The following is a 21,543-nucleotide window of genomic DNA, read 5'->3' as shown; positions in this document are numbered from 1 at the left end:
TTACTTATTAACGAACTCTTCGCCCAGGGCGATATCTTTCTTCAGCGTATCCAGCATACCTTCCAGCGCGTTCTGTTCAAATGCGCTCAGAGTACCGATAGATTTACGCTCTTCCACGCCGTTTTTACCCAGCAGCAGCGGTTGAGAGAAGAAACGAGCGTACTGACCGTCGCCTTCAACGTAGGCACATTCGACAACGCCTTGTTCGCCCTGCAGTGCGCGAACCAGAGACAGACCAAAACGTGCAGCTGCCTGGCCCATAGACAGGGTTGCAGACCCGCCACCGGCTTTCGCTTCAACCACCTCAGTACCCGCGTTCTGGATACGTTTGGTCAGATCAGCCACTTCCTGCTCGGTAAAACTAACGCCAGGAACCTGTGACAGCAGCGGCAGAATGGTAACACCAGAGTGACCACCAATAACCGGCACTTCAACTTCGCCTGGCTGTTTGCCTTTCAGTTCCGCAACAAAGGTGTTGGAACGAATGATATCCAGCGTGGTAACGCCGAACAGTTTGTTTTTGTCATAAACACCGGCTTTTTTCAGCACTTCAGCAGCAATCGCAACTGTAGTGTTAACCGGGTTAGTGATAATACCAATGCACGCTTTCGGGCAGGTTTTCGCAACTTGCTGTACCAGGTTTTTCACGATGCCGGCGTTAACGTTAAACAGGTCGGAACGATCCATACCCGGTTTACGCGCTACGCCTGCAGAGATAAGAACGACATCTGCACCTTCCAGCGCCGGAGTCGCATCTTCACCTGAAAAACCTTTGATTTTCACAGCAGTAGGGATATGGCTCAGATCGACAGCCACACCGGGAGTCACTGGAGCGATATCATACAGAGAGAGTTCTGAACCTGAAGGCAGTTGGGTTTTTAACAGTAGTGCAAGCGCCTGGCCAATACCGCCAGCAGCGCCGAGGACTGCGACTTTCATCCTAAACTCCTTATTATATTGATAAACTAAGATATGTTGCTCCGCTGCCGCGACCTTAATCCACAAAATTGCCGTTTACAATGACCACATATCAAGAATGTGTAGTCACGCAAGTTTAGCGTTTATGCATTTAATTGCCGTAATCAGGAACCTAACTTACGTAATTAACAGTCACTTATGCATTAGCGCAACATTCCAACAGGTGGTGACAATATACCCTACCGCTCAGCCAAAACAATATCAATTTGATAACAATTAATTTACTTTTAAGCAGAATTTGCAGGCCGTGACGCAGGCATGTTTCTCAATAACGAAATTTGATAAAATCCCGCTCTTTCATAACATTATTTCAGCCTTCTTCAGGGCTGACTGTTTGCATAAAAATTCATCTGTATGCACAATAATGTTGTATCAACCACCATATCGGGTGACTTATGCGAAGCTCGGCTAAGCAAGAAGAACTAGTTAAAGCATTTAAAGCATTACTTAAAGAAGAGAAATTTAGCTCCCAGGGCGAAATCGTCGCCGCGTTGCAGGAGCAAGGCTTTGACAATATTAATCAGTCTAAAGTCTCGCGGATGTTGACCAAGTTTGGTGCTGTACGTACACGCAATGCCAAAATGGAAATGGTTTACTGCCTGCCAGCTGAACTGGGTGTACCAACCACCTCCAGTCCATTGAAGAATCTGGTACTGGATATCGACTACAACGATGCAGTTGTCGTGATTCATACCAGCCCTGGTGCGGCGCAGTTAATTGCTCGCCTGCTGGACTCACTGGGCAAAGCAGAAGGTATTCTGGGCACCATCGCTGGCGATGACACCATCTTTACTACCCCTGCTAACGGTTTCACCGTCAAAGAGCTGTACGAAGCGATTTTAGAGCTGTTCGACCAGGAGCTTTAATCTCTGCCCCGTCGCTTCTGGCGGCGGGGAAAATGTTGCTTTTGCCTATCAACCCCCTGCTTTCCCCTGCGATTCATTTAACGAATAGTGCGTTTTACTGCGACATATCATTCACACAATGAATACATATAGTAAAAAAGCACATTATGCAAAATTCATTATCTAATTGAAAATACTATAATTAACAATAAATGATCGTGTTTTTAATTCTTTTTTGTTATTAAAATTCACATTTTTAACACTTAGTATCAACTGAAACAGTTAGCGTGGTATTAATTAGTTCAATAATTAGTGTATACTTGATTTTGTGATATGGGTCACGAAACAAAGGCCCAGCTAAAAGATTATGTCGAGGTAAAAATCATGAAAATCAAAACCACTGTTGCTGCATTAAGTGTGCTTTCTGTTCTCTCTTTCGGTGCATTCGCTGCCGACTCCATTGATGCTGCACAAGCACAAAATCGTGAAGCAATCGGGACCGTATCCGTAAGTGGTGTGGCGTCTTCGCCAATGGATATGCGTGAAATGCTGAACAAAAAAGCGGAAGAGAAAGGCGCAACGGCCTACCAGATTACTGAAGCTCGTAGTGGTGACACCTGGCACGCTACGGCTGAACTGTACAAATAAACCCTCATCGTCTTGTCCGACGATATTGCCCCCGGTTCGGGGGCTTTTTTTGCGCTAATGACGAACATTAAAACGCAAATGCCCTTCCAGTTCTTCCTCTGCCTCATCAAACAGCAATATTAACGCGCCAAAACGGCGACGCGTTTTCTCTCCCAGATGAACAAATTCAATCTCAAGTGGTAGCGGCAGGACATCGTTCATTAACACATCCCATAGTGAGTCGAGATCGCGTACCTTATCTTTCGCCAGACCAAAGGTTTGGCTAAAGTCACGATAAAAATCCTCCTGACTCTCAATCTCATCAAAATCAAAGGTATAAATATTCATCTGTTGCCACCGTCACGTTTCGCGGCGAGTTCTGCCGTTCATCGCTAAGTATAGCCATGAAAAAACCGACGCTTCAGGCGTCGGTTTTGACTTAACTATCGGTCAACGCATGTTGATACTTATGGAGCATACCCGTAAGCCGATGTACTGGTTCCGTCACCTGCGGTGGCGCTTGCCAGATGCGTAGCTTTTCCTGGTCGATTTCCAGTTCTTCCAGCAACTGGCCAAAGTACCGACGACGTTTATCATCGCTACGGGCAGATATCACATGGTCTGCTGTGCGGCGCATTTGTCGGTGAAACGCCGATAAATCCTCGTTAACCGGAATCGGCGCATCACGCAGGCGCTGGTGCGCGATAATCATCGTCAGCGCCAGGCGAAATTTCGGCAAATCCCCTGGGAACTTATTCATCAGCAAAAACAGCTGCTGATAAAGTGCCGGGAGGTGATTCTCTTTACGACGTGCCACATTGGTAGTCATCGCGGAAACAGCGGCAGAAACAAACTGATTAAGCAGTACACGTCCAGTCCTGTCGCGCGATTTATCCCGCACCAGCAAAATAACGGTGAACGCGAGCACACAGCCGACGATTTGCCCTAATGCGCTGTCGAGAAACTGACTGAAATGGAAAGTCATCGGGTTATCCAGCACGATAATGTTTATGGTGCTGGCCAACGCCCCCATCGAGCCCAATCTCCGTTTCTGTACTTCTATACCGAGGAAGAATCCCAGCACTGCCAGGCTAATACACAGCAGCAACATGCTCTGTTGGGTATTAGGGATAATCACCAAAAAGTAGAGCAGCCCTAACGGTAGCGCTGCCAGCGTCCCGTAGATAAAGTCGATCGCCACCATGCGTGGATTCGGCAAACGCATTGCCAGTGACGTCACTACCGCAATCATCACCATTGCACCACTGCCGGAAGTCCAGCCCGTCCACAGCCAGAAAAGCGTGCCCAGAATGCAAGAAAGTGTGGTTCGCCAGAAGTTAACCATTGCATGATGACGTTCGGCTGACTCTACTTTTACTTCCGGTTCGCCTTGCAGGATCTCTTCTTCGGTGGCGTTGATTTTTGTGTTACTGATAACGCCGCGCTTGAGAAGCTGATAACGCGTTGCCGCCGCGACCCAGCTATAAATGGTGACAGGCGTTTCCCGTTCCCCGGTCCAGGCGATAACTCTCCGCAGGCGTTTGAGCTGCTTGTGGACGTCCTGCGCAGTTTCTACCGGTGTGTCAAAAAATTCGCGAAAAGTATCAGTGATCAATTCCGGGCGCGTATTCTGAATAAGATAAGTTTCGCAGGATTGGGTAATCAGCGTCAGCGATAGCGTATTGATCGCTTTTAAACGTCGATTGGCCCGCGCCCAGCGGGAAGATTCCATATTCAGGTTGCTGCGCATACCTTGTAACGCCGTAGTACGTCGCACCAGATCGCCCCAGGCTTTATCGACAACTTCACCATCGCCATGCTTGATACAGAGTTGCATTAATTGATATTGCGCGACCAGCAAACTTTCCAGCTCTCGATCCACTTCTTGTTTGATCGATCGCGGAGAAAAGAGCAAATCCGCCATAATTGCACACACAATACCGATAACGATCTCGCTACAACGTTCGACGGCAAACTGCGGCGTAAGCAATGGTTCCGGCTGAATGGTGATCACAATGATCAGCGCGGTATAACCGGCCAGCCCCCACGCATACGAGTTTTCTATTCGTACCAGCGAGGATATCCAGGTACAAAAACCGGCCCAGATACAGCACACCAGAATCATCAATAATGGTGCTCGGATCATCGCAATGATGATTACCAGTCCGGCAATACAGCCAATAAATGTGCCGATGATGCGCAAAAAGCCACGATAGCGAATAGCGCCAGAATACGGTTCACCTCCCGCAGCAAAGGCCGGACCGGCGGCAACAATCGCCGCTGTCAGTACCGCCCAGCGTGGCGTTTCCAGCTGGAAGTGAAAGCCAACAAACAGCGCCAGTACAATGGCGGTCGCCAGTTTTACCGCAAAGCGAATATGTTGATTAGCAATGGAGAAAATACCCATCGTGATTAACCAAACTCACGCAGGCGATGAGCCATTTTACGGAAGAACGAATCCTGACTTTCGTCGCGATCTTGTTTGCCAGTGACTACCACCGTAGCAGTGGTGCCCGCAGGCCAGATGTTCTCTTGCTGGTTGTCGAGACGAATACGTACCGGAACACGTTGCGCCAAACGTACCCATTCAAGGTTAGAGTCGATGGTCGCCATCCCTTTGTCGTCACGCGTGCTGCTGGCATTGGTGACCCCTGCGGCAACACTATCAACAGTCCCTTTCAGCACTTTGTTACTGCCAAGCGGCGTGATCTCCGCACGATACCCAGGGCGCACCCCTTCCAGCTTAGTTTCTTCCATATAGGCCAGTACATAGAAGGAGTTCTGTTTCACCAGCGCAACCGCCGTTGATCCTCGAGTAATAAACTCACCGGTATAGACGTTGAGGTTGGTCACCCAGCCATCTGCTGGCGCGCGGATGACTGTACGTTCAAGATCCAGTTTTGCCAGATCGCGGGTCGCCTGCGCTTTCGCTAACTGATGCAGAACTGTTTGTAGTACGTTGTTGGCCTGGTCGATCTCTTCGCGAGACATCGCCTGCACACCGAGACGGTTACGACGTCCGGCCTCCTGGCGTTTCTCCTGCGCCAGTACCTGATAATAAGCAACATCGGCTTGCGCTTCCTCAAGCGCCTTTTGATAACGCGGCTGGTCGATGGTGAACAGTACCTGTCCTTTTTTCACCAGCTGGTTATCATGAACATTCACCTGGGTAATGAGTCCAGAAACGTCCGGCGCGATCGCAACGACGTCAGCGCTAAAGCGCGCGTCACGCGTCCACGGGGATTCGGTGTAATAGACCCAGGCATTAAAAATTGCGATGAAGGCCAGAATGACTAATACGACCGTGATGGCCGTACGGGAGAATTTTCTTATTAGTGTTTTCACTTCAACCTCAAACGAACAGTCGCGATATCAAATAAAACAAGCAGCAATAGAGCGCGGTGTTGAACAACGCCGGATGCCAGACAAAGTCGTAAATACCTGTTGGCACAAGTACCCGGCGCACCAGCCAGAAAATCGCCAGTGATAAAAGCAATTCGAAAAATATCGGTGGGAAGGACAGCCCAAACACCACGATAACGGGAAACAGACTCATGTTGACCTTGGTTGTATAGAGAGAGCAGGCGTTATTATTTTCAGCATCTGTCGCCGCAGAGAAGGGCATGGAAAGCCGGGCGAGAGCAACATTGCTGTAGATTGATATTTAATATATTAACGTAACTGTTATGCTGTTATCTATATTATGTGATCTAAATCACTTTTAAGTCAGAGTGAATAATGGAACGACTAAAACGCATGTCGGTGTTTGCCAAAGTAGTTGAATTTGGCTCTTTTACCGCCGCCGCCAGACAGCTACAGATGAGCGTTTCGTCCATCAGTCAGACGGTGTCAAAACTGGAAGATGAGTTACAGGTAAAGCTGTTAAACCGTAGTACACGCAGCATTGGCCTGACTGAAGCCGGCAGAATTTACTACCAGGGCTGCCGTCGGATGCTCCATGAAGTGCAGGATGTTCATGAGCAACTGTATGCCTTCAATAACACCCCCATCGGGACGCTGCGCATTGGCTGTTCTTCAACTATGGCACAAAATGTTCTCGCCGGGCTGACGGCAAAAATGCTGAAAGAATACCCAGGTTTGAGTGTCAATCTGGTTACCGGAATTCCTGCCCCCGACCTGATTGCCGACGGTCTGGATGTGGTGATCCGCGTCGGCGCGTTGCAAGATTCCAGCCTGTTTTCCCGCCGTCTGGGCGCGATGCCAATGGTGGTGTGCGCCGCAAAAAGCTATCTCACACAATACGGCATACCAGAAAAACCCGCCGATTTAAGTAGTCATTCATGGCTTGAATACAGCGTGCGACCCGACAATGAATTTGAACTGATCGCACCGGAAGGGATCTCGACTCGCCTGATCCCGCAAGGGAGATTTGTGACTAATGATCCGATGACGCTGGTGCGCTGGCTGACTGCAGGCGCTGGGATCGCCTACGTGCCGTTGATGTGGGTGATCAACGAGATCAATCGCGGGGAACTGGAGATCCTGCTGCCACGTTACCAGTCAGACCCACGCCCGGTTTATGCGTTATATACCGAAAAAGATAAGCTGCCGCTGAAGGTACAAGTCGTGATCAACTCGCTAACGGATTATTTTGTTGAGGTCGGTAAATTGTTTCAGGAGATGCACGGGCGCGGGAAAGAGAAGTAATTAATATTGTACTGTTACGTTGTACAAACCTGTGCCAACGGGTTCCCCTCACCCTAACCCCAGAGGGGCGAGGGGACCGTTCGTACACGGAGAAGGATTAATTATCCTTCTGAAAATACTGAAATTATTACGCAGTACCGCCAACAGTCAGGTTATCAACTTTCAGCGTTGGCTGGCCCACGCCAACCGGCAAACTTTGCCCTTCTTTACCGCAGACACCCACGCCGTTATCCAGTTTCAGGTCGTTGCCAACCATCGAAATCTGCTGCATGGTTTCGATACCGGAACCAATCAACGTTGCGCCTTTCACCGGCTTAGTTACTTTACCGTTTTCAATAAGATACGCTTCTGAGGTGGAGAAAACGAATTTGCCGGAGGTGATATCCACCTGGCCGCCACCAAAGTTCGGTGCATAGATACCGTACTCAACGGATTCAATAATTTCCTGCGGGGTCGATTTACCCGGCAGCATATAGGTGTTGGTCATACGCGGCATGGGCAGATGAGCGTAGGATTCACGGCGACCGTTGCCAGTCGGCGTCATCCCCATCAAACGCGCGTTGAGTTTATCCTGCATGTAGCCTTTCAGAATGCCGTTCTCAATCAGCACGTTGTACTGGCCTGGCGTACCTTCGTCATCAATCGCCACCGAACCACGGCGATCGACCATCGTGCCATCATCAACCACGGTACACAGTTCTGAAGCCACCAACTCCCCGACCTGTCCACTAAATACTGAAGTGCCACGGCGGTTGAAGTCGCCTTCCAGACCGTGACCCACCGCTTCATGCAACAGCACGCCCGGCCAACCTGCGCCAAGTACTACCGGCATGGTGCCCGCTGGTGCAGCAACGGCAGAAAGATTGACCAGCGCCATACGCACTGCTTCTTTTGCCCACGCATCCGCACGGACTTCGCCGTCGAGATCAGCAAGGAAGAACTCATAACCAAAACGACCGCCGCCACCACTGGCACCGCGTTCGCGTTTGCCATCTTCTTCGACCAAAACGCTCACGGAAAGACGCACCAGCGGACGAACATCCGCCGCTAGTGTGCCGTCGGTGGCCGCAACCAGAATTAATTCATAGACACCACTGAGGCTGGCAGTCACTTCCTGTACGCGCTTGTCCGCTTCGCGGGCAACCTTATCGACGCGACGCAGAATATCCAACTTCTCTTCACGGCTCATGCTTTGCAGCGGATCTACCGAGGTATATAACGGGCTATGCTCTACCGCGCCCAGCGTCTGTACTTTGCCATCACCACTATCACGGACGATGGTGCGCGCCGCTTGTGCACTCTGTTCCAGCGCCAGCAGGCTGATTTGGTCAGCATAAGCAAATCCGGTTTTTTCACCACTGATTGCACGCACGCCAACGCCCTGATCGATGTTGTAAGAACCATCTTTAATAATACGGTCTTCTAAAACCCAGGATTCGTGATAGCTCGACTGAAAATAGAGATCGCCATAATCAAGGCGACGTTCGGCCAGTTGACCGAGGATCGCGAACAAGTCCTGATGTTTCAGGCCGTTCGCCGCTAGCAATTGTTCACTTACCAGGTTCAGACTCATCGTTTTTGCTACTCGTTAGTTACTGCAGTAGAGGATTTTTTACGGCTGCCGGATGCGGCGTGAACGCCCTGTCCGGCCTACGGTTATGTTCTGGCTCGTTGGCCTTTGGCAACGATTATCATATGAGATTGGGGCAATTACGCGCCCTCGTCAAATCATTGCGCTTTTTCTTTGCGCGGTTGTCGCAACACTTCGTTGATTTGCGGATCGTCCAGCGGACCCGAAATGTGATAGCGCAAAATGGAGACTTTGCTCCACAGCGGTCCCAGCACTTTACTGGCGGCAAACACTGCCGCGCCAACAATGGGGTTAACCGCAAAGGCCGCAGCCACGCCCACCGTCGCAGAAATCTCTGGTGCGACAACCGCTTCCATATTCAGGTCGCGACGTACCAGATTTACCGACCCTTTCATAGCGATGTCCGCTTCCAGGCCATCCACCAGCGTGTCGTCGGTGTGCATAACGCCGTCTTTAATCCACGCGGTGCTGCGAATGGAGTCAAAATAGAACCCTTCGCCAAAAGTGTCTCTGAAATCAAAACGCAGCTTACGCATCAGGGCATCTACGCTCAATAAGCGCAGCAATTGCCCGGCATGTCCGGTATTGATTTCGGTAATTTCGCCTTTACCCAGTTGAGTATGAATGATGCCATTCAACGTCACCTCATCTGGCTGCCAGGGTGCTTTGCGCCAGTGTAAATCGTAATCCACATTAAATGACGACTGGCGTATGGGCGTCGTGACACCAAAAAATTCTGCGGCGGCATCAATTTTCTGCCCGCGCAGTTTTCCTTTCAGCGAGGTTCGTTCATTCCCCGGATTGTTAACCCATTCACCATCGGCAGTGAGCCGCGCAAAACCAGTATCAATCAGTCCATTAGTCAGCGTTAACGTATCGCCAGAAATGGTGATATCACTGTCAATGCGACCGAATTTTTGCCCCCAGAACCAGCACTCTGCGCATCGTATTTGTGCGTCTGGCCAGCCACGGAAGTTAATGCGTTCCGTTGTCGGGAAAGGTGATGACTGTGTTGAATCACCACGAGTTTTCGCCACGCTTGGGTTGTAATAAAGATATTTGATATTCGCCAGCCACGGTGCGTTATTACGCATCGCCAGCGTGGCGTTGATTTCACGCCCTTGCGCCTCAACCAGGGTGCCATTTGCCGTCGGTTGCGAAACAATACTCAGGTTATTCCATTGCTGATTTCCCAGCGACAACATAGGCGTACGTAACGTTATGTGTTGTGGGAAACTCGCTGCACCACCGACACTCTCCGCCGCGCCTTTCTGGAACAGGGCCAGCCACTCGGCACCATTCATCGGCGGCATATTGAGTTCAACGCCACTTTGTTCCGGCAACGGCGGGAGCGTTTTACTGTCTGCCGCCCAAATAGCACGATCGAGCGTCAGCTTTTGACCGAGCAACCAGCAGCTATTGAAATGGTTATCCGCACCAGCCTGTCCGGTTAATTCAAAGCTGTTGAGATTGCCATCAACCTTAACGTTTACCGGTAGTGGTTCACCCGCAGGTTTGGCTAACGGTGAAGGTAAGTGACTGCTCACATTCTTCAGATCGCCGTTCAGCTCTACGTTATACGTCGCGCCAGCATGATAAGGCAGCTCAATGCCCACTTTACCATCCCACGCCACGCTGCCACTTAATGCTTCGTTCACCGCTGCAGGCAGAAAGCCGGTTTTCGCTGGTTGCCAGTTACCGTTGAGATTCACCGCGACCTGGTAGGCTTTTGCCCCTTCTTTGGTGGAAAAATCCACGTTCAACGGCTGATTAAACCAGCTTGCTGTCAGTGGTTCACTTTGCAGATCGCCATTGATAAAGCTGAATTTACCGCTCAAATTTTTCAGGGTGCTGTCGAGTGGTTTGATAAACAGACTGTTATTACGCAGCGTCACTTCACCTTTCGCGGTTACCAACTCGCCGTTCAGCGGGATATCAAGATGTAAGCGAGCATTCACATCGCCGTCGAGCTGGAGTTCTTGCAGGGTCGCACCCAGGGAATCTTTCAGCGGTGTCTCATCAAAGTAAGGGCCAACGGCTTTACCCGGACCTTTAATGTCAGCGTCAATCAGCAGTTTTTCTTTTGAGTAGTCAGGGAGCACTGCGGTGAGATTACTCGCGCGCACGCCGCCCAGATTAACGCCATCGGTTTTCATCCATAAACCGTCGTTAATAAAGTCCAGTTCAATATCAAGGTTAGTTAATGCAGGCCAGTCCGGCTGGAAGGCAAACTTCGCGTTGCGCAGCGGCACCAGCACTTCAAACTGACCTTCGTTGTGTTTATAGGGGAAGAGTTGCGGATTGCCACCATAAACCAGCGTCGCGTTATCCGCTTCACCGCCCTGAATCGCGCCACTTAAGTAATCAACCAGGTCTTTACCCATCAAGTTTTCCGGGAAATAGCGCCAGGCTTGTGAACCATCATCGGTACTGATGCCAGCCAGAATACCCAGCCAGGGTTCATCGTTAGCAGGTTGCAGGTAACGAAAACCGCCGCGCGCATGGACGGCTTTGGCTTTAACGTCAATATTACGCCCATCCAGCTGGAAACCTTTGTCATTGTTCAGCCAGCTTATCGTTGCCTGGCCGTCGGCGATTTCCAGTGGCGCACGGAATACCGTTTCGTAAGGCATCTTTGCCTGCTTCATCGACGCAGTAAGCAAACCATTTTCTACGCTGCCGGAAAGCGTCCCGGAGAAGTGTTCCGCACCCGGTAATAATTTCCATTGCTTCCAGGCCAGATCGCTCCACGATGCCTGAAAACGGGTCTTGTCTGCCGCCTGAAGCGGGATATCCAGCGCCAGAGTGTTAATCTTGCCGCTCGGTTGTGTGGAGCGCCAAACATCACCCAGTGCAGGTGAAAGTTTCGCGACCAGCGGGCGTACGCCCTCCAGGCCTGCCAGCTCCAGATTACTGGCACGAATCCGGAGTTCGTCACTGCGTTTATTGTCTTTGCCGCCAACGTCCTGTTCCGGTATCCAGGCCAGCGTCAATGCTCCGCTCGGCCAGGGTTTGCCGTCCATCGTGATCCGTGTATCGGGAATAGAGAACTGCCATCCCGGATTTTCACGCGTAATATGCGCAGTCAGATTATCCACCGACAGCGTATGTGTTTCCTTCTCGCCCAACCAGCTGGCACCGCCCTGTTTCAGCCAGACGTCACCGCCGGTTACATCGCCTTTGTCGATCGTCATCCAGCCTTCAAGGGAGAACTGTGCCGTTTCCAGCGCAATATTGTCCTGCATCCATTTACCGAGCCACGGCTTCAGGTCGATGTCATCCGCCTGGAGCCAGACGCGACCATTGCTTAACAACCCCTCATCATCGCGCAAATCCATACGCACCTGCATCACGCCGTGCTGTCCGGTAAGGCTGGAGAGGCTTACCAGGCCTTCCGCACGGTGTCGACGTGGATCGTTCAGCCAGGTGAGCTGTGGGATCGCCAGCTCGGCGCGCTGACCGGATGGCGTCAGGAAACTGACTTCACTGTCGCGGAGATCGAAATGGTCAAATTGACGAAGAAACAGATCGCTGATGTGACTGGCTTCCAGGCTATCATTACCACCGCCGCTGGTGATAGGAGTGTTGGTGCGAAAACGCAGCTGCCAGAAAGTGAGGTCGCGAAACTGCCAGCGCATATGTAACAGGCTCTGCCAGACATCCAGCGCCAGAGTAACGCGTTTAACCGAAAATTCGCCGCCATCTTTTAGTTCTGCACGGATGTCGTGCGCTTCAAGCGTCGGACCAAAATTCTGCCAGCTGGCTGAGAGCTGACTGGCTTCTACCGGCATGCCAGTCGCGGATTCTATTTTGTTGAGGATTTCCGGACGCCAGGCGTCAAGATGCGGTAAAGCAATACGCAGGCCGCTAACCAGCAGGGCAGCGATCACAACGAGCGCGGCTCCAGTAAGCAGTAAAATCCCCGGCAATCGCCTCACCCGTCACTCCTTGTCTGCTAAAAATGTGACTCAAAAACCCTTTGCCGGATGGCGGCCCAGCATCTGTTTACATCATTACGACGTCAAACTGCTCCTGGTTATAGAGCGGTTCAATTTGTACTTTAACCTGTTTGCCAACGAAAATTTCCACTTCCGCCAGCGAGTGTGACTCTTCGCCTTTCAAGGCTTCGGCTACTGCCGGAGAAGCATAGACCAGGAAACGGTCGGAGTCGTAAGCATGGTGGACACGAACAATCTCGCGCATGATTTCATAGCATACCGTTTCCACGGTTTTCACCGTTCCGCGACCGTGGCAGGTTGGGCATTCGTTACACAGTACGTGCTCAATGCTTTCGCGGGTGCGTTTACGCGTCATCTCCACCAGCCCCAGCGCCGAAAAACCATTAACGCTGGTTTTCACCCGATCTTTGCTCAGCGCCTGCTCCAGCGAGTGCAGCACGCGGCGACGGTGATCTTCATTATTCATATCGATGAAATCAATAATGATAATCCCGCCCAGATTGCGCAACCGTAACTGGCGAGCGATAGCCTGCGTCGCTTCAATATTGGTATTGAAAATGGTGTCGTCCAGATTGCGATGACCGACAAACGCTCCGGTATTGATGTCCACGGTGGTCATCGCTTCGGTCTGGTCGATAATCAGATAACCACCGGATTTCAGTTCTACTTTGCGTTCCAGCGCTCGCTGAATTTCGTTTTCGACATCAAAGAGATCGAAAATCGGCTGGCGTCCGGTGTAATGCTCCAGCTTGCTGGTCATCTCGGGAATGTACTCCGAGGTAAACTCCAGCAATGCTTCGTAAGTCAGGCGTGAGTCAACGCGAATGCGGTCGAGTTCGGCGTCGGCGAAATCACGCAGAACACGCTGCGCCAGCGCCAGTTCTCCGTACAGCTGATAACGGGTCTGCGGGCGTTTTTTACGCTCCATCACTTTGGTCCAGACGCGTTTCAGATAAGCGGCATCGGAGGCCAGTTCAGCCTCGCCAACCCCTTCCGCTGCAGTACGGATGATAAACCCGCCCTGCTCGTCGCAATACTCTGCGACCACTTTTTTCAGGCGTTCACGTTCTGATTCGCTTTCAATTCGTTGGGATACCCCAACGTGAGAAGCCCCTGGCATAAACACCAGATAGCGAGAAGGTAGCGTGATATCGGTGGTCAGGCGCGCACCTTTAGTGCCAAGCGGATCTTTCACCACCTGCACCATCAGATCTTGCCCCTGACGGACCAGTTCCGAGATGTCGCGCACCGTGAATTGCTTTTGTTCTTCACCCGCCACACATTCAGTGTGCGGCATGATGTCAGATGCATGAAGAAACGCGGCTTTATCCAGCCCAATATCTACAAAAGCCGCCTGCATACCCGGAAGTACACGACTTACACGACCCTTGTAGATATTGCCTACTATTCCGCGTCGCGCCTCACGTTCAATATGAATTTCCTGCAGAATACCGCCATCAATATACGCCACTCGCGTTTCCGAAGGCGTTACGTTTACCAACAATTCAGCCGTCATGTTTATCCCTTTTCTCACGCAGTGCGTTAAAATTACTTAATAATTCATACGTTTCAACCAGCGGTAAGCCGACTACGGCGTGAAAGCTGCCATTTATCTTCCTGACAAAACAGCCACCCAGCCCCTGAATACCGTATGCACCTGCTTTATCTAACGGTTCGCCGCTGGCGACATAGCCCGCGATGTCTTCGTCTGTTAACGTTCTGAAAGTCACATCGGTGACCACCAGGCAATCGAGAATGTGCTGGCTGTCAGCCAACGCCACTGCCGTCATCACCTGATGGGTCTGACCCGATAATTTGCGCAACATCTGCGCCGCATGCTCTGCGTCGCGCGGTTTCTCGAGCACTTCTCCGTTCAGGATAACGATAGTATCCGCACCCAGCACCGGGAGATCCTGCGCCGTTTGCGCGACACCCGCCTGTGCTTTCTCGCGCGCCAGACGCACAACATACTGCTGCGCGCTCTCCTGCGGCTGACGCTGCTCCTCAATGCCCGTAACAATACGTTCAAAGGTCACGCCAAGTTGCGCAAGTAACTCCTGACGACGCGGAGAACCGGAAGCTAAATACAGAGAAGTCATAGAAACCTTTATTGCACTGCAAACTGCTGACGGACTTTACGCATCAGCAAGAAAATCCACGGCCAGAGCACCCCATTGACTACACTACTCCAGAACACTTCCGGTCTGAAAGAGACGTTAATCACTAAAAACTCTGCCCAGAAAACAATAATATCCACCACCAGCGAAAGCAACATGACGACCAGCGCCTGCTGCCATAATGCGAGGTTGCGGAAAAGCTGGTATTTCAGCGCCACCAGGTAAGCAATGATGCTCATCGCCAATACGCGTACGCCAAGCGTCGAGCCGCTGATCAGATCCAGTATGGCACCCATCACAAAACCTGTGCCCACATTTACGCGATGGGGCAAGGCCAGGATCCAATACAACAAGATGAGTAACACCCAGTTTGGCCGGAAAACAATCAGGTTATCCGGCCAGGGCATGATTTGCAGCAACAGCGCAATGAGGAAAGAGAGCCAGATTACCCAGCGTCCCTGGCTACGATAGCTCGCCACTATTGTCCTCCCGGCGCACGCGCAGGCGGTTGAGCACCACTTTGCGGCGGCGTAGCCCTTTGTGGAGAGCGATTAGCAGCGGGCTGTGTGGGCGCAGCAGGCGCAGTAACTGCATTTCCTGTCGCCGGTTGCTGCGGAGTCGGCTGAGTGATCCCCGTTGCCGGTTCAGGTAACTTTGGCCCCATCGCGTCTGGCGAAGGCAATACCTGCGGCATCATCTGCATCAGACGTTCATTGGCAACACGATGCACCTCTTCCGGCGTCATCGGGTTAGCGCCGTTACGATCCGCGCCCCACAGCAGCAGCAGATAACGCAAACGTTGCAGTCCTGCAGTCGGACGCGCCTGAATCACAGTATAAGCGCGCTGGGTATCGAGTTTTACGGAAGAGACAACCGCGACCGGATAGCCTTCCGGGAAACGACCGCCCAGACCGGAAGTCACCAGCACATCACCAACACGAATATCCGTATTCGCTGGCAGATGCTCAAGCTGCAAATCATCCGTACAACCGTTACCGGCTGCAATTACGCGGATATCGTTGCGCAGCACCTGGATTGGCAGCGCGTGGGTCGCATCACAAATCAGCAGCACGCGGCTAGTCAGTTTAGCGACGGCCACCACCTGACCAACAACACCTTTGTCGCTGATGACCGGCTGGCCTTCATAAACGCCATTAACGCTACCTTTATCGATAACAACTTGATCGCTATAAGGATCGTTAACCGTGGAGATAACCTGAGTCACCATTTTCTGCTCATCCTGACGCAGCGGGGAACCCAGCAGCTCGCGCAGACGCGCGTTCTCCTGTTTGTATTGTCCAAGCATCAGCAGTTCACTGTTTTTCAGCAACAGTTCCTGACGTAACGCCCGGTTTTCAAGTTCTAGTTGGTCACGCGAGGCCAGCGTCTGCGATACGCCATCCAGCAATTCACGAGGAGCATTGGAAACAAAGTAGAAAGGACTGACGGCGGTATCCATATAAGTACGGATTTGACTGAACGTCCCCAGGCGACTGTCGGCAATAATAATGCCGAGCGCCACCAGCACCGCCAGAATAAGGCGAATCTGTAGCGACGGGCCACGGCTAAAAATTGGCTTCATAAGTTATGCGTATTCTCGTATCAGACCAGGCAGGGTAAACAGACACTTCCCCTGCCTGCATCCGATTACTCTTCGCTGAACAGGTCGCCGCCGTGCATGTCGATCATTTCCAGCGCTTTGCCGCCACCGCGCGCCACACAGGTCAGCGGGTCTTCAGCAACAACGACTGGAATGCCGGTTTCTTCCATTAACAAACGGTCAAGGTTACGCAGCAGTGCGCCACCACCGGTGAGCACCATGCCGCGCTCGGAGATATCGGAAGCCAGTTCCGGCGGGCACTGTTCCAGTGCAACCATTACCGCGCTCACAATACCGGTCAGCGGTTCCTGCAGTGCTTCGAGGATTTCGTTGGAGTTCAGGGTAAAACCGCGTGGAACACCTTCTGCAAGGTTACGGCCACGAACTTCGATTTCACGGACTTCATCGCCCGGGTAAGCCGAACCGATTTCGTGCTTGATACGTTCTGCGGTGGCTTCACCGATCAGAGAACCGTAATTACGACGTACATAGTTGATGATAGCTTCGTCGAAACGGTCACCACCAATGCGCACGGAAGAGGAGTAAACCACGCCGTTCAAGGAGATAACAGCAACTTCAGTGGTACCACCACCGATATCAACCACCATAGAACCGGTCGCTTCAGAAACCGGCAGGCCAGCACCAATTGCGGCAGCCATCGGTTCTTCAATCAGGAAGACTTCACGGGCACCAGCGCCCTGCGCGGATTCACGAATTGCGCGGCGTTCAACCTGGGTCGCGCCAACCGGCACACAAACCAGAACGCGCGGGCTTGGACGCATAAAGCTGTTGCTGTGCACTTGTTTGATGAAGTGCTGGAGCATTTTTTCAGTCACGAAGAAGTCGGCGATAACGCCGTCTTTCATTGGGCGAATGGCAGCAATATTGCCCGGCGTACGGCCCAGCATCTGCTTCGCGTCATGACCTACTGCAGCTACGCTTTTCGGTGAACCGGCACGATCCTGACGAATGGCCACCACGGAAGGCTCATTCAATACGATGCCTTGTCCTTTTACATAAATGAGGGTATTCGCAGTACCCAGGTCAATGGACAAGTCATTGGAAAACATGCCACGAAATTTTTTCAACATACTAAGGGATAATCCTGAAAGCTGGGGCGGAAAAGAAAATCCGCTTACTTTACCAACCACACGCAGCAGCGACAAGGCGCAAAAATCATCTGCTACGGTGAAAATTAGTGCAGTTCGTTTCCTTTGTTACAAATCTCTGCCTGAGTCCAGAAAGGCTTAATGCATCAGCAGCATTCCTCGCCTGTTTGCAACCGCGTAAGGTCATTCATCTGCATATGTGCTGCAACAATCTGGCGAGCAGACAAGCACACTCCCATGAGACGCAGCGCGCGTTATTCTACGTGAAAACGGATTAAACGGCAGGTTAAACCGAGTATCTTTGTGAATATTTTTTCACGTTAGTATCAAGTGGCTGTGAGGACGCGAAAAAATCCCCTTGCCCACCTGTAACACCACGCTGAATCAGGGTCTGCCACTCGCTTCGCGAACGCACGCCGGTGGCGTAAACCTGGGTGCTGGTCCCGGAGCAGGCTTCCACCAGGCTTTGAACCAGCAGTTGGTTCTCCGTTCGCTTCTCAATGTTTCTGACCAGCCCCGGATGGAGCTTGAGTAACTCAACATTAAGTTCTTTGATCCAACTGGTGCTTACCAGCGTCAAACCAGCCTGGTTGACGGCTACCCGTACCCCTAAAGCATTCACTAAACGAATAACAGGTTGTAAGCGACTGATATGTTGACCAACATCGGCCTCTGCAAGTTCAATAATTATGCGTCTTCGTTGCGATTTTTCACATTGCATTAACGTATCGCGCAGCCAACGCTGAAAACGCGGGCGAATCAGCGACTCAACGGTAACCTGAATCGCCAGATTTTCCTCTGGCCAGTAACGCAATAGTGGAATAAGACGGCTGATTAGCAGGCGGTCATACTCTTCCGATAAACCAAACTGCAAGACCATCGGCATATACTCTGCCGAGCTAACCTCTTCATTACCATCGAAGATGCGGCACATGAGTTCACGATGATGAACCCGGCCTTCGCGAGTAACCGCCGGTTTTTGATAAAGGCGCGGGCCGCCGCGACTGAGCATTTGCTCGATAAGCGTACGCCAGCGAACATTACCGCGTCCTTTTTCAGGCAACGAGTCATCGTAAATAGCCCAGCTATTGCCGCCCTGCAATCCCGCATTACGCGTGGCAGACTCTGCATGTTCCATTACCTGCTCGGTATCCTGACCACTACGCCAGGCACAGATACCAATGTGGATCATATCGTCGCGATCGAGCATTTTATTGTTCGGCAAGGTATCGACGGCTTTGATTAACTGACTGGCGATGCTCTCTGCCTCTTTTAACGTCCGGTGCGGTAACAGCGCAGCAAAATCACTGCGGTGGTAACGCGCCAGCAGTGCGCCAGGGTAGCGCATCATAAATGTCGATAGCAGATTCGTCAGAGAGAAGAACTGTTCTTCAACCTGGCTGTGCCCCCAGGTATCACTCAACATATTGAAATCCGGCAGACGAATCATCATCACGATCCCGTGGGTACCAACTTTCTCTTGATCTTCCAGTAACGTTGCTAACTGATTATCGAAAAAGAGTCGGTTATTGAGGCCGGTTTTCATGTCCTGGGCGGCATAAGAGCGGATCAGCGTATCAAGACGGCTGTGTTGTTCGCGTGCGTTCTGAATTTCACAAAGCAGCGTATCCAGCGCACTGCTGGTTCTGGGCGGCCATTCATAGATGGTTCCCAACACATTAGAGCCACGCTCACCGTTTAAGATACGAGTAGCCCGGGTTTCCAGCAATTCTTGCCCGGCAAGTTGCCGTTGTAACCAGCGTACCGCCAGGAAGAGCATAAGAATGATAAAGCCAATCGCCCCCGTGAGCGGCGCGGTAGTCATTAAAGAATGGAAATAGTTGCCCATCGGATCCTGATAAACCAGACGCAGCGACATCCCCGGATGCTTTATCAACGGAACGCTCAGTTCACGAAACAGATCGTTGGTGCCAACCGGACGATAACTACCATTTCTGGCCAGGGTATAAACCTGCTTATCACCATGGAGCAGGTCTACACGAACGATATCTGCCGACATCATTAATTCGGTAATTTGTGGCCTTAATGTGCTGAAGTCATTCGACACAAGGTAGGTATCAATCGCCGTCGCCACCGCCTGAACACGATGACTAAACTTATACTGAATGGCGTTGTAGAAACTTAGCGAACAGCCCAGCAAAGTCACAAAAATTGTTAACCCGGTGAGCAGCGTGACAAAGGCCGAAAATTTCGTCGTTAATCTCATCCTTGTGTTAACTCCGATAGTGAGGAAGCGGGCATACTAGCAAATCAGATTTATCTCGCAATTTATTGCGCTTCATCGGCTTTGCTTTTCCATTAGCGAGTATAGTCTTCAGAAATTATTTTCCAATCCATCATGCACATGAGGACCACTTATGCAGGCGTTACTTTTAGAACAGCAGGACGGCAAAACTCTCGCATCAGTACAGACTCTGGACGAAAGTCGCCTGCCGGAAGGCGATGTCACGGTTGATGTTCACTGGTCGAGCCTGAACTACAAAGATGCGCTGGCGATTACCGGTAAGGGAAAAATCATCCGAAATTTTCCGATGATTCCTGGGATTGATTTTGCCGGAACTGTACGCACCAGCGAAGATCCGCGTTTTCATGCCGGTCAGGAGGTGTTACTCACTGGCTGGGGCGTTGGTGAAAACCACTGGGGTGGGCTGGCGGAACAGGCGCGAGTGAAAGGTGACTGGCTGGTTGCCATGCCGCAAGGGCTGGACGCGCGTAAAGCAATGATTATCGGTACTGCCGGTTTTACCGCCATGCTGTGTGTGATGGCGCTGGAAGATGCCGGTGTTCGCCCGCAGGATGGGGAGGTTGTCGTGACGGGTGCCAGTGGTGGCGTCGGCAGTACCGCCGTGGCGCTGCTGCATAAGTTGGGTTATCAGGTCGTTGCTGTTTCCGGTCGCGAAAGTACCCATGAATATCTGAAAAGTTTAGGTGCCAGCCGTATTCTTCCTCGCGATGAGTTTGCCGAATCCCGTCCTCTGGAAAAACAAGTCTGGGCTGGGGCAATTGACACCGTTGGCGACAAAGTGCTGGCAAAAGTGCTGGCGCAAATGAATTACGGCGGCTGCGTGGCGGCCTGTGGTCTGGCGGGTGGTTTTACTCTGCCAACCACGGTCATGCCATTTATTCTGCGTAATGTCCGTTTGCAAGGGGTGGATTCAGTAATGACGCCACCAGCACGCCGCGCACAAGCCTGGCAGCGACTGGTCGCCGATTTACCGGAATCATTCTATACCCAGGCGGCAAAAGAGATATCTCTGGCAGAGGCACCGAAGTTTGCCGAGGCCATCATTAATAACCAGATCCAGGGTCGCACGCTGGTGAAGGTTAACTAACCATTTAGCAGGGAATAATAAGAGAGGGAACTCATTTTGAAATCATTATTCAATCGGTTAACGGGAAAAGCGGTTAGCCGGACAGCTTTCGTCGAACATCTTGGTCATGAAGTTGTACAACATCATCCAAACTGGAAAGTCATGATTTCGACTGACCATAAATTGATGCGCATTGATACTCCACCAAACAGCCATTATTGATACGCCTCCGTCGCCTGTTAGGTTTATGGTGCTTTGCCTTGGCGACGCTACGCTTAATCTGTTACTGATTTCTGGTACCATGGGGGGAATAATCTGATTTTATTTGATTACAAATTAACCACTTAAACCTATTGAATGCGGAACATTGTCAGTCGGTTAATTTTGCGTGCTTTAGCATTCACATCTTTCCGGACGATGCAGTGAAAATTGGGTAATCCCCAGCAACCGCTGCGTAATGTCGTCTATCTTGTCGCGATCCTGGCATCCCTACATTATTTGTGGTCTGTGAAGATTATCTCATTGCAGCCCCCCATCTTCGCAGGGCTGGCTTTACAGCTTTTCACCTTACGTTATAAGAAGTTCCGTCGATGATGGCGCTAATTTCGTGAATTGTGCGGCTTGTTGCAAATTACACGGTGTTGAAGGTTATTTACATGTTAGCTGTTGATTATCTTCCCTGATAAGACCAGTATTTAGCTGCCAATTGCTACGAAA

The 21,543-nt window shown here is 51.3% G+C and carries 17 protein-coding genes and 1 pseudogene; 5 read left to right on the top strand and 13 right to left on the bottom strand.

From position 1 onward, the window contains the following. A complete protein-coding gene (mdh, locus tag HBM92_RS02540) occupies window positions 1-939 on the bottom strand; it encodes a malate dehydrogenase (protein WP_001295272.1) in 939 nt (312 codons plus the stop codon). A gap of 434 nt (window positions 940-1,373) precedes the next feature. Between mdh and argR the strand changes: the two genes are divergently transcribed. Both argR and yhcN read left to right on the top strand, forming a co-directional pair. Beyond that, window positions 1,374-1,844 (top strand): transcriptional regulator ArgR, encoded by a 471-nt coding sequence (gene argR / locus HBM92_RS02535; RefSeq protein ID WP_001257847.1) that lies wholly within the window; start codon window positions 1,374-1,376, stop codon window positions 1,842-1,844. A gap of 363 nt (window positions 1,845-2,207) precedes the next feature. Next, window positions 2,208-2,471 (top strand): peroxide/acid stress response protein YhcN, encoded by a 264-nt coding sequence (gene yhcN, locus HBM92_RS02530; protein ID WP_000695690.1) that lies wholly within the window; start codon window positions 2,208-2,210, stop codon window positions 2,469-2,471. 54 nt (window positions 2,472-2,525) lie between these two features. Here the strand turns inward: yhcN and HBM92_RS02525 are convergent, their stop codons facing one another. The 4 genes from HBM92_RS02525 to aaeX all read right to left on the bottom strand — a co-directional run bounded on the left by HBM92_RS02525 (window position 2,526) and on the right by aaeX (window position 6,006). Continuing rightward, window positions 2,526-2,798 carry a barstar family protein gene (locus HBM92_RS02525; protein ID WP_001029013.1) on the bottom strand — a complete coding sequence of 91 codons (273 nt, stop codon included), beginning with the start codon at window positions 2,796-2,798 and terminating at the stop codon, window positions 2,526-2,528. A 91-nt stretch (window positions 2,799-2,889) separates the two neighbouring features. Next, entirely contained in the window at window positions 2,890-4,857 is a 1,968-nt protein-coding gene (gene aaeB / locus HBM92_RS02520) for a p-hydroxybenzoic acid efflux pump subunit AaeB (protein ID WP_000510958.1), read from the bottom strand. Between the two features lie 5 nt (window positions 4,858-4,862). Further along, entirely contained in the window at window positions 4,863-5,795 is a 933-nt protein-coding gene (gene aaeA, locus HBM92_RS02515) for a p-hydroxybenzoic acid efflux pump subunit AaeA (protein WP_000854033.1), read from the bottom strand. Between the two features lie 7 nt (window positions 5,796-5,802). Further along, window positions 5,803-6,006, bottom strand: a complete 204-nt coding sequence (gene aaeX / locus HBM92_RS02510; RefSeq protein WP_000051841.1) for a p-hydroxybenzoic acid efflux pump operon protein AaeX — start codon at window positions 6,004-6,006, stop codon at window positions 5,803-5,805. Between the two features lie 182 nt (window positions 6,007-6,188). On the opposite strand from aaeX, the gene aaeR reads away from it, so the two are divergent. Beyond that, window positions 6,189-7,118: an HTH-type transcriptional activator AaeR gene (gene aaeR, locus HBM92_RS02505; RefSeq protein WP_000440317.1), complete on the top strand. Its 930-nt coding sequence runs from the start codon at window positions 6,189-6,191 to the stop codon at window positions 7,116-7,118. A gap of 127 nt (window positions 7,119-7,245) precedes the next feature. Here the strand turns inward: aaeR and tldD are convergent, their stop codons facing one another. From tldD to csrD, 8 genes are all read right to left on the bottom strand, one after another. Beyond that, window positions 7,246-8,691, bottom strand: a complete 1,446-nt coding sequence (gene tldD, locus HBM92_RS02500) for a metalloprotease TldD (protein WP_000055909.1) — start codon at window positions 8,689-8,691, stop codon at window positions 7,246-7,248. Between the two features lie 155 nt (window positions 8,692-8,846). After that, complete coding sequence (gene yhdP, locus HBM92_RS02495; RefSeq protein WP_001253543.1) at window positions 8,847-12,647, bottom strand: AsmA2 domain-containing protein YhdP; 3,801 nt, start codon at window positions 12,645-12,647, stop codon at window positions 8,847-8,849. 67 nt (window positions 12,648-12,714) lie between these two features. Continuing rightward, entirely contained in the window at window positions 12,715-14,184 is a 1,470-nt protein-coding gene (gene rng, locus HBM92_RS02490) for a ribonuclease G (protein ID WP_000123197.1), read from the bottom strand. Further along, complete coding sequence (yhdE, locus tag HBM92_RS02485) at window positions 14,174-14,767, bottom strand: nucleoside triphosphate pyrophosphatase YhdE (protein ID WP_000203095.1); 594 nt, start codon at window positions 14,765-14,767, stop codon at window positions 14,174-14,176. Before yhdE ends, rng begins: the two co-directional genes overlap by 11 nt. A gap of 8 nt (window positions 14,768-14,775) precedes the next feature. Continuing rightward, window positions 14,776-15,264 carry a rod shape-determining protein MreD gene (gene mreD, locus HBM92_RS02480; RefSeq protein WP_000179409.1) on the bottom strand — a complete coding sequence of 163 codons (489 nt, stop codon included), beginning with the start codon at window positions 15,262-15,264 and terminating at the stop codon, window positions 14,776-14,778. After that, on the bottom strand, window positions 15,264-16,367 hold the full coding sequence (gene mreC / locus HBM92_RS02475) for a rod shape-determining protein MreC (RefSeq protein ID WP_000802518.1): 1,104 nt from the start codon (window positions 16,365-16,367) through the stop codon (window positions 15,264-15,266). Before mreC ends, mreD begins: the two co-directional genes overlap by 1 nt. A 65-nt stretch (window positions 16,368-16,432) precedes the next feature. Next, window positions 16,433-17,476 (bottom strand): rod shape-determining protein MreB, encoded by a 1,044-nt coding sequence (gene mreB / locus HBM92_RS02470; RefSeq protein WP_000913396.1) that lies wholly within the window; start codon window positions 17,474-17,476, stop codon window positions 16,433-16,435. A 304-nt stretch (window positions 17,477-17,780) separates the two neighbouring features. Further along, complete coding sequence (csrD, locus tag HBM92_RS02465; protein WP_001241477.1) at window positions 17,781-19,721, bottom strand: RNase E specificity factor CsrD; 1,941 nt, start codon at window positions 19,719-19,721, stop codon at window positions 17,781-17,783. Between the two features lie 151 nt (window positions 19,722-19,872). Here csrD and HBM92_RS02460 point away from each other — a divergent pair, with 151 nt between their 5' ends. Continuing rightward, entirely contained in the window at window positions 19,873-20,847 is a 975-nt protein-coding gene (locus HBM92_RS02460) for an MDR family oxidoreductase (RefSeq protein ID WP_001148484.1), read from the top strand. Window positions 20,848-21,032: 185 nt separating this feature from the next. Next, window positions 21,033-21,420 (top strand): annotated as a pseudogene (locus HBM92_RS25190) (sulfoxide reductase heme-binding subunit YedZ); the annotation flags it as partial. Window positions 21,421-21,543 lie beyond the last annotated feature (123 nt).

The organism is Escherichia sp. E.sYA108 (genome assembly GCF_011754335.1).
Taxonomy (GTDB): Bacteria; Pseudomonadota; Gammaproteobacteria; order Enterobacterales; family Enterobacteriaceae; genus Escherichia; species Escherichia coli.
Note: the sequence above shows the minus strand (reverse complement) of the source record. Positions and strands in the feature narration are given on the sequence as shown.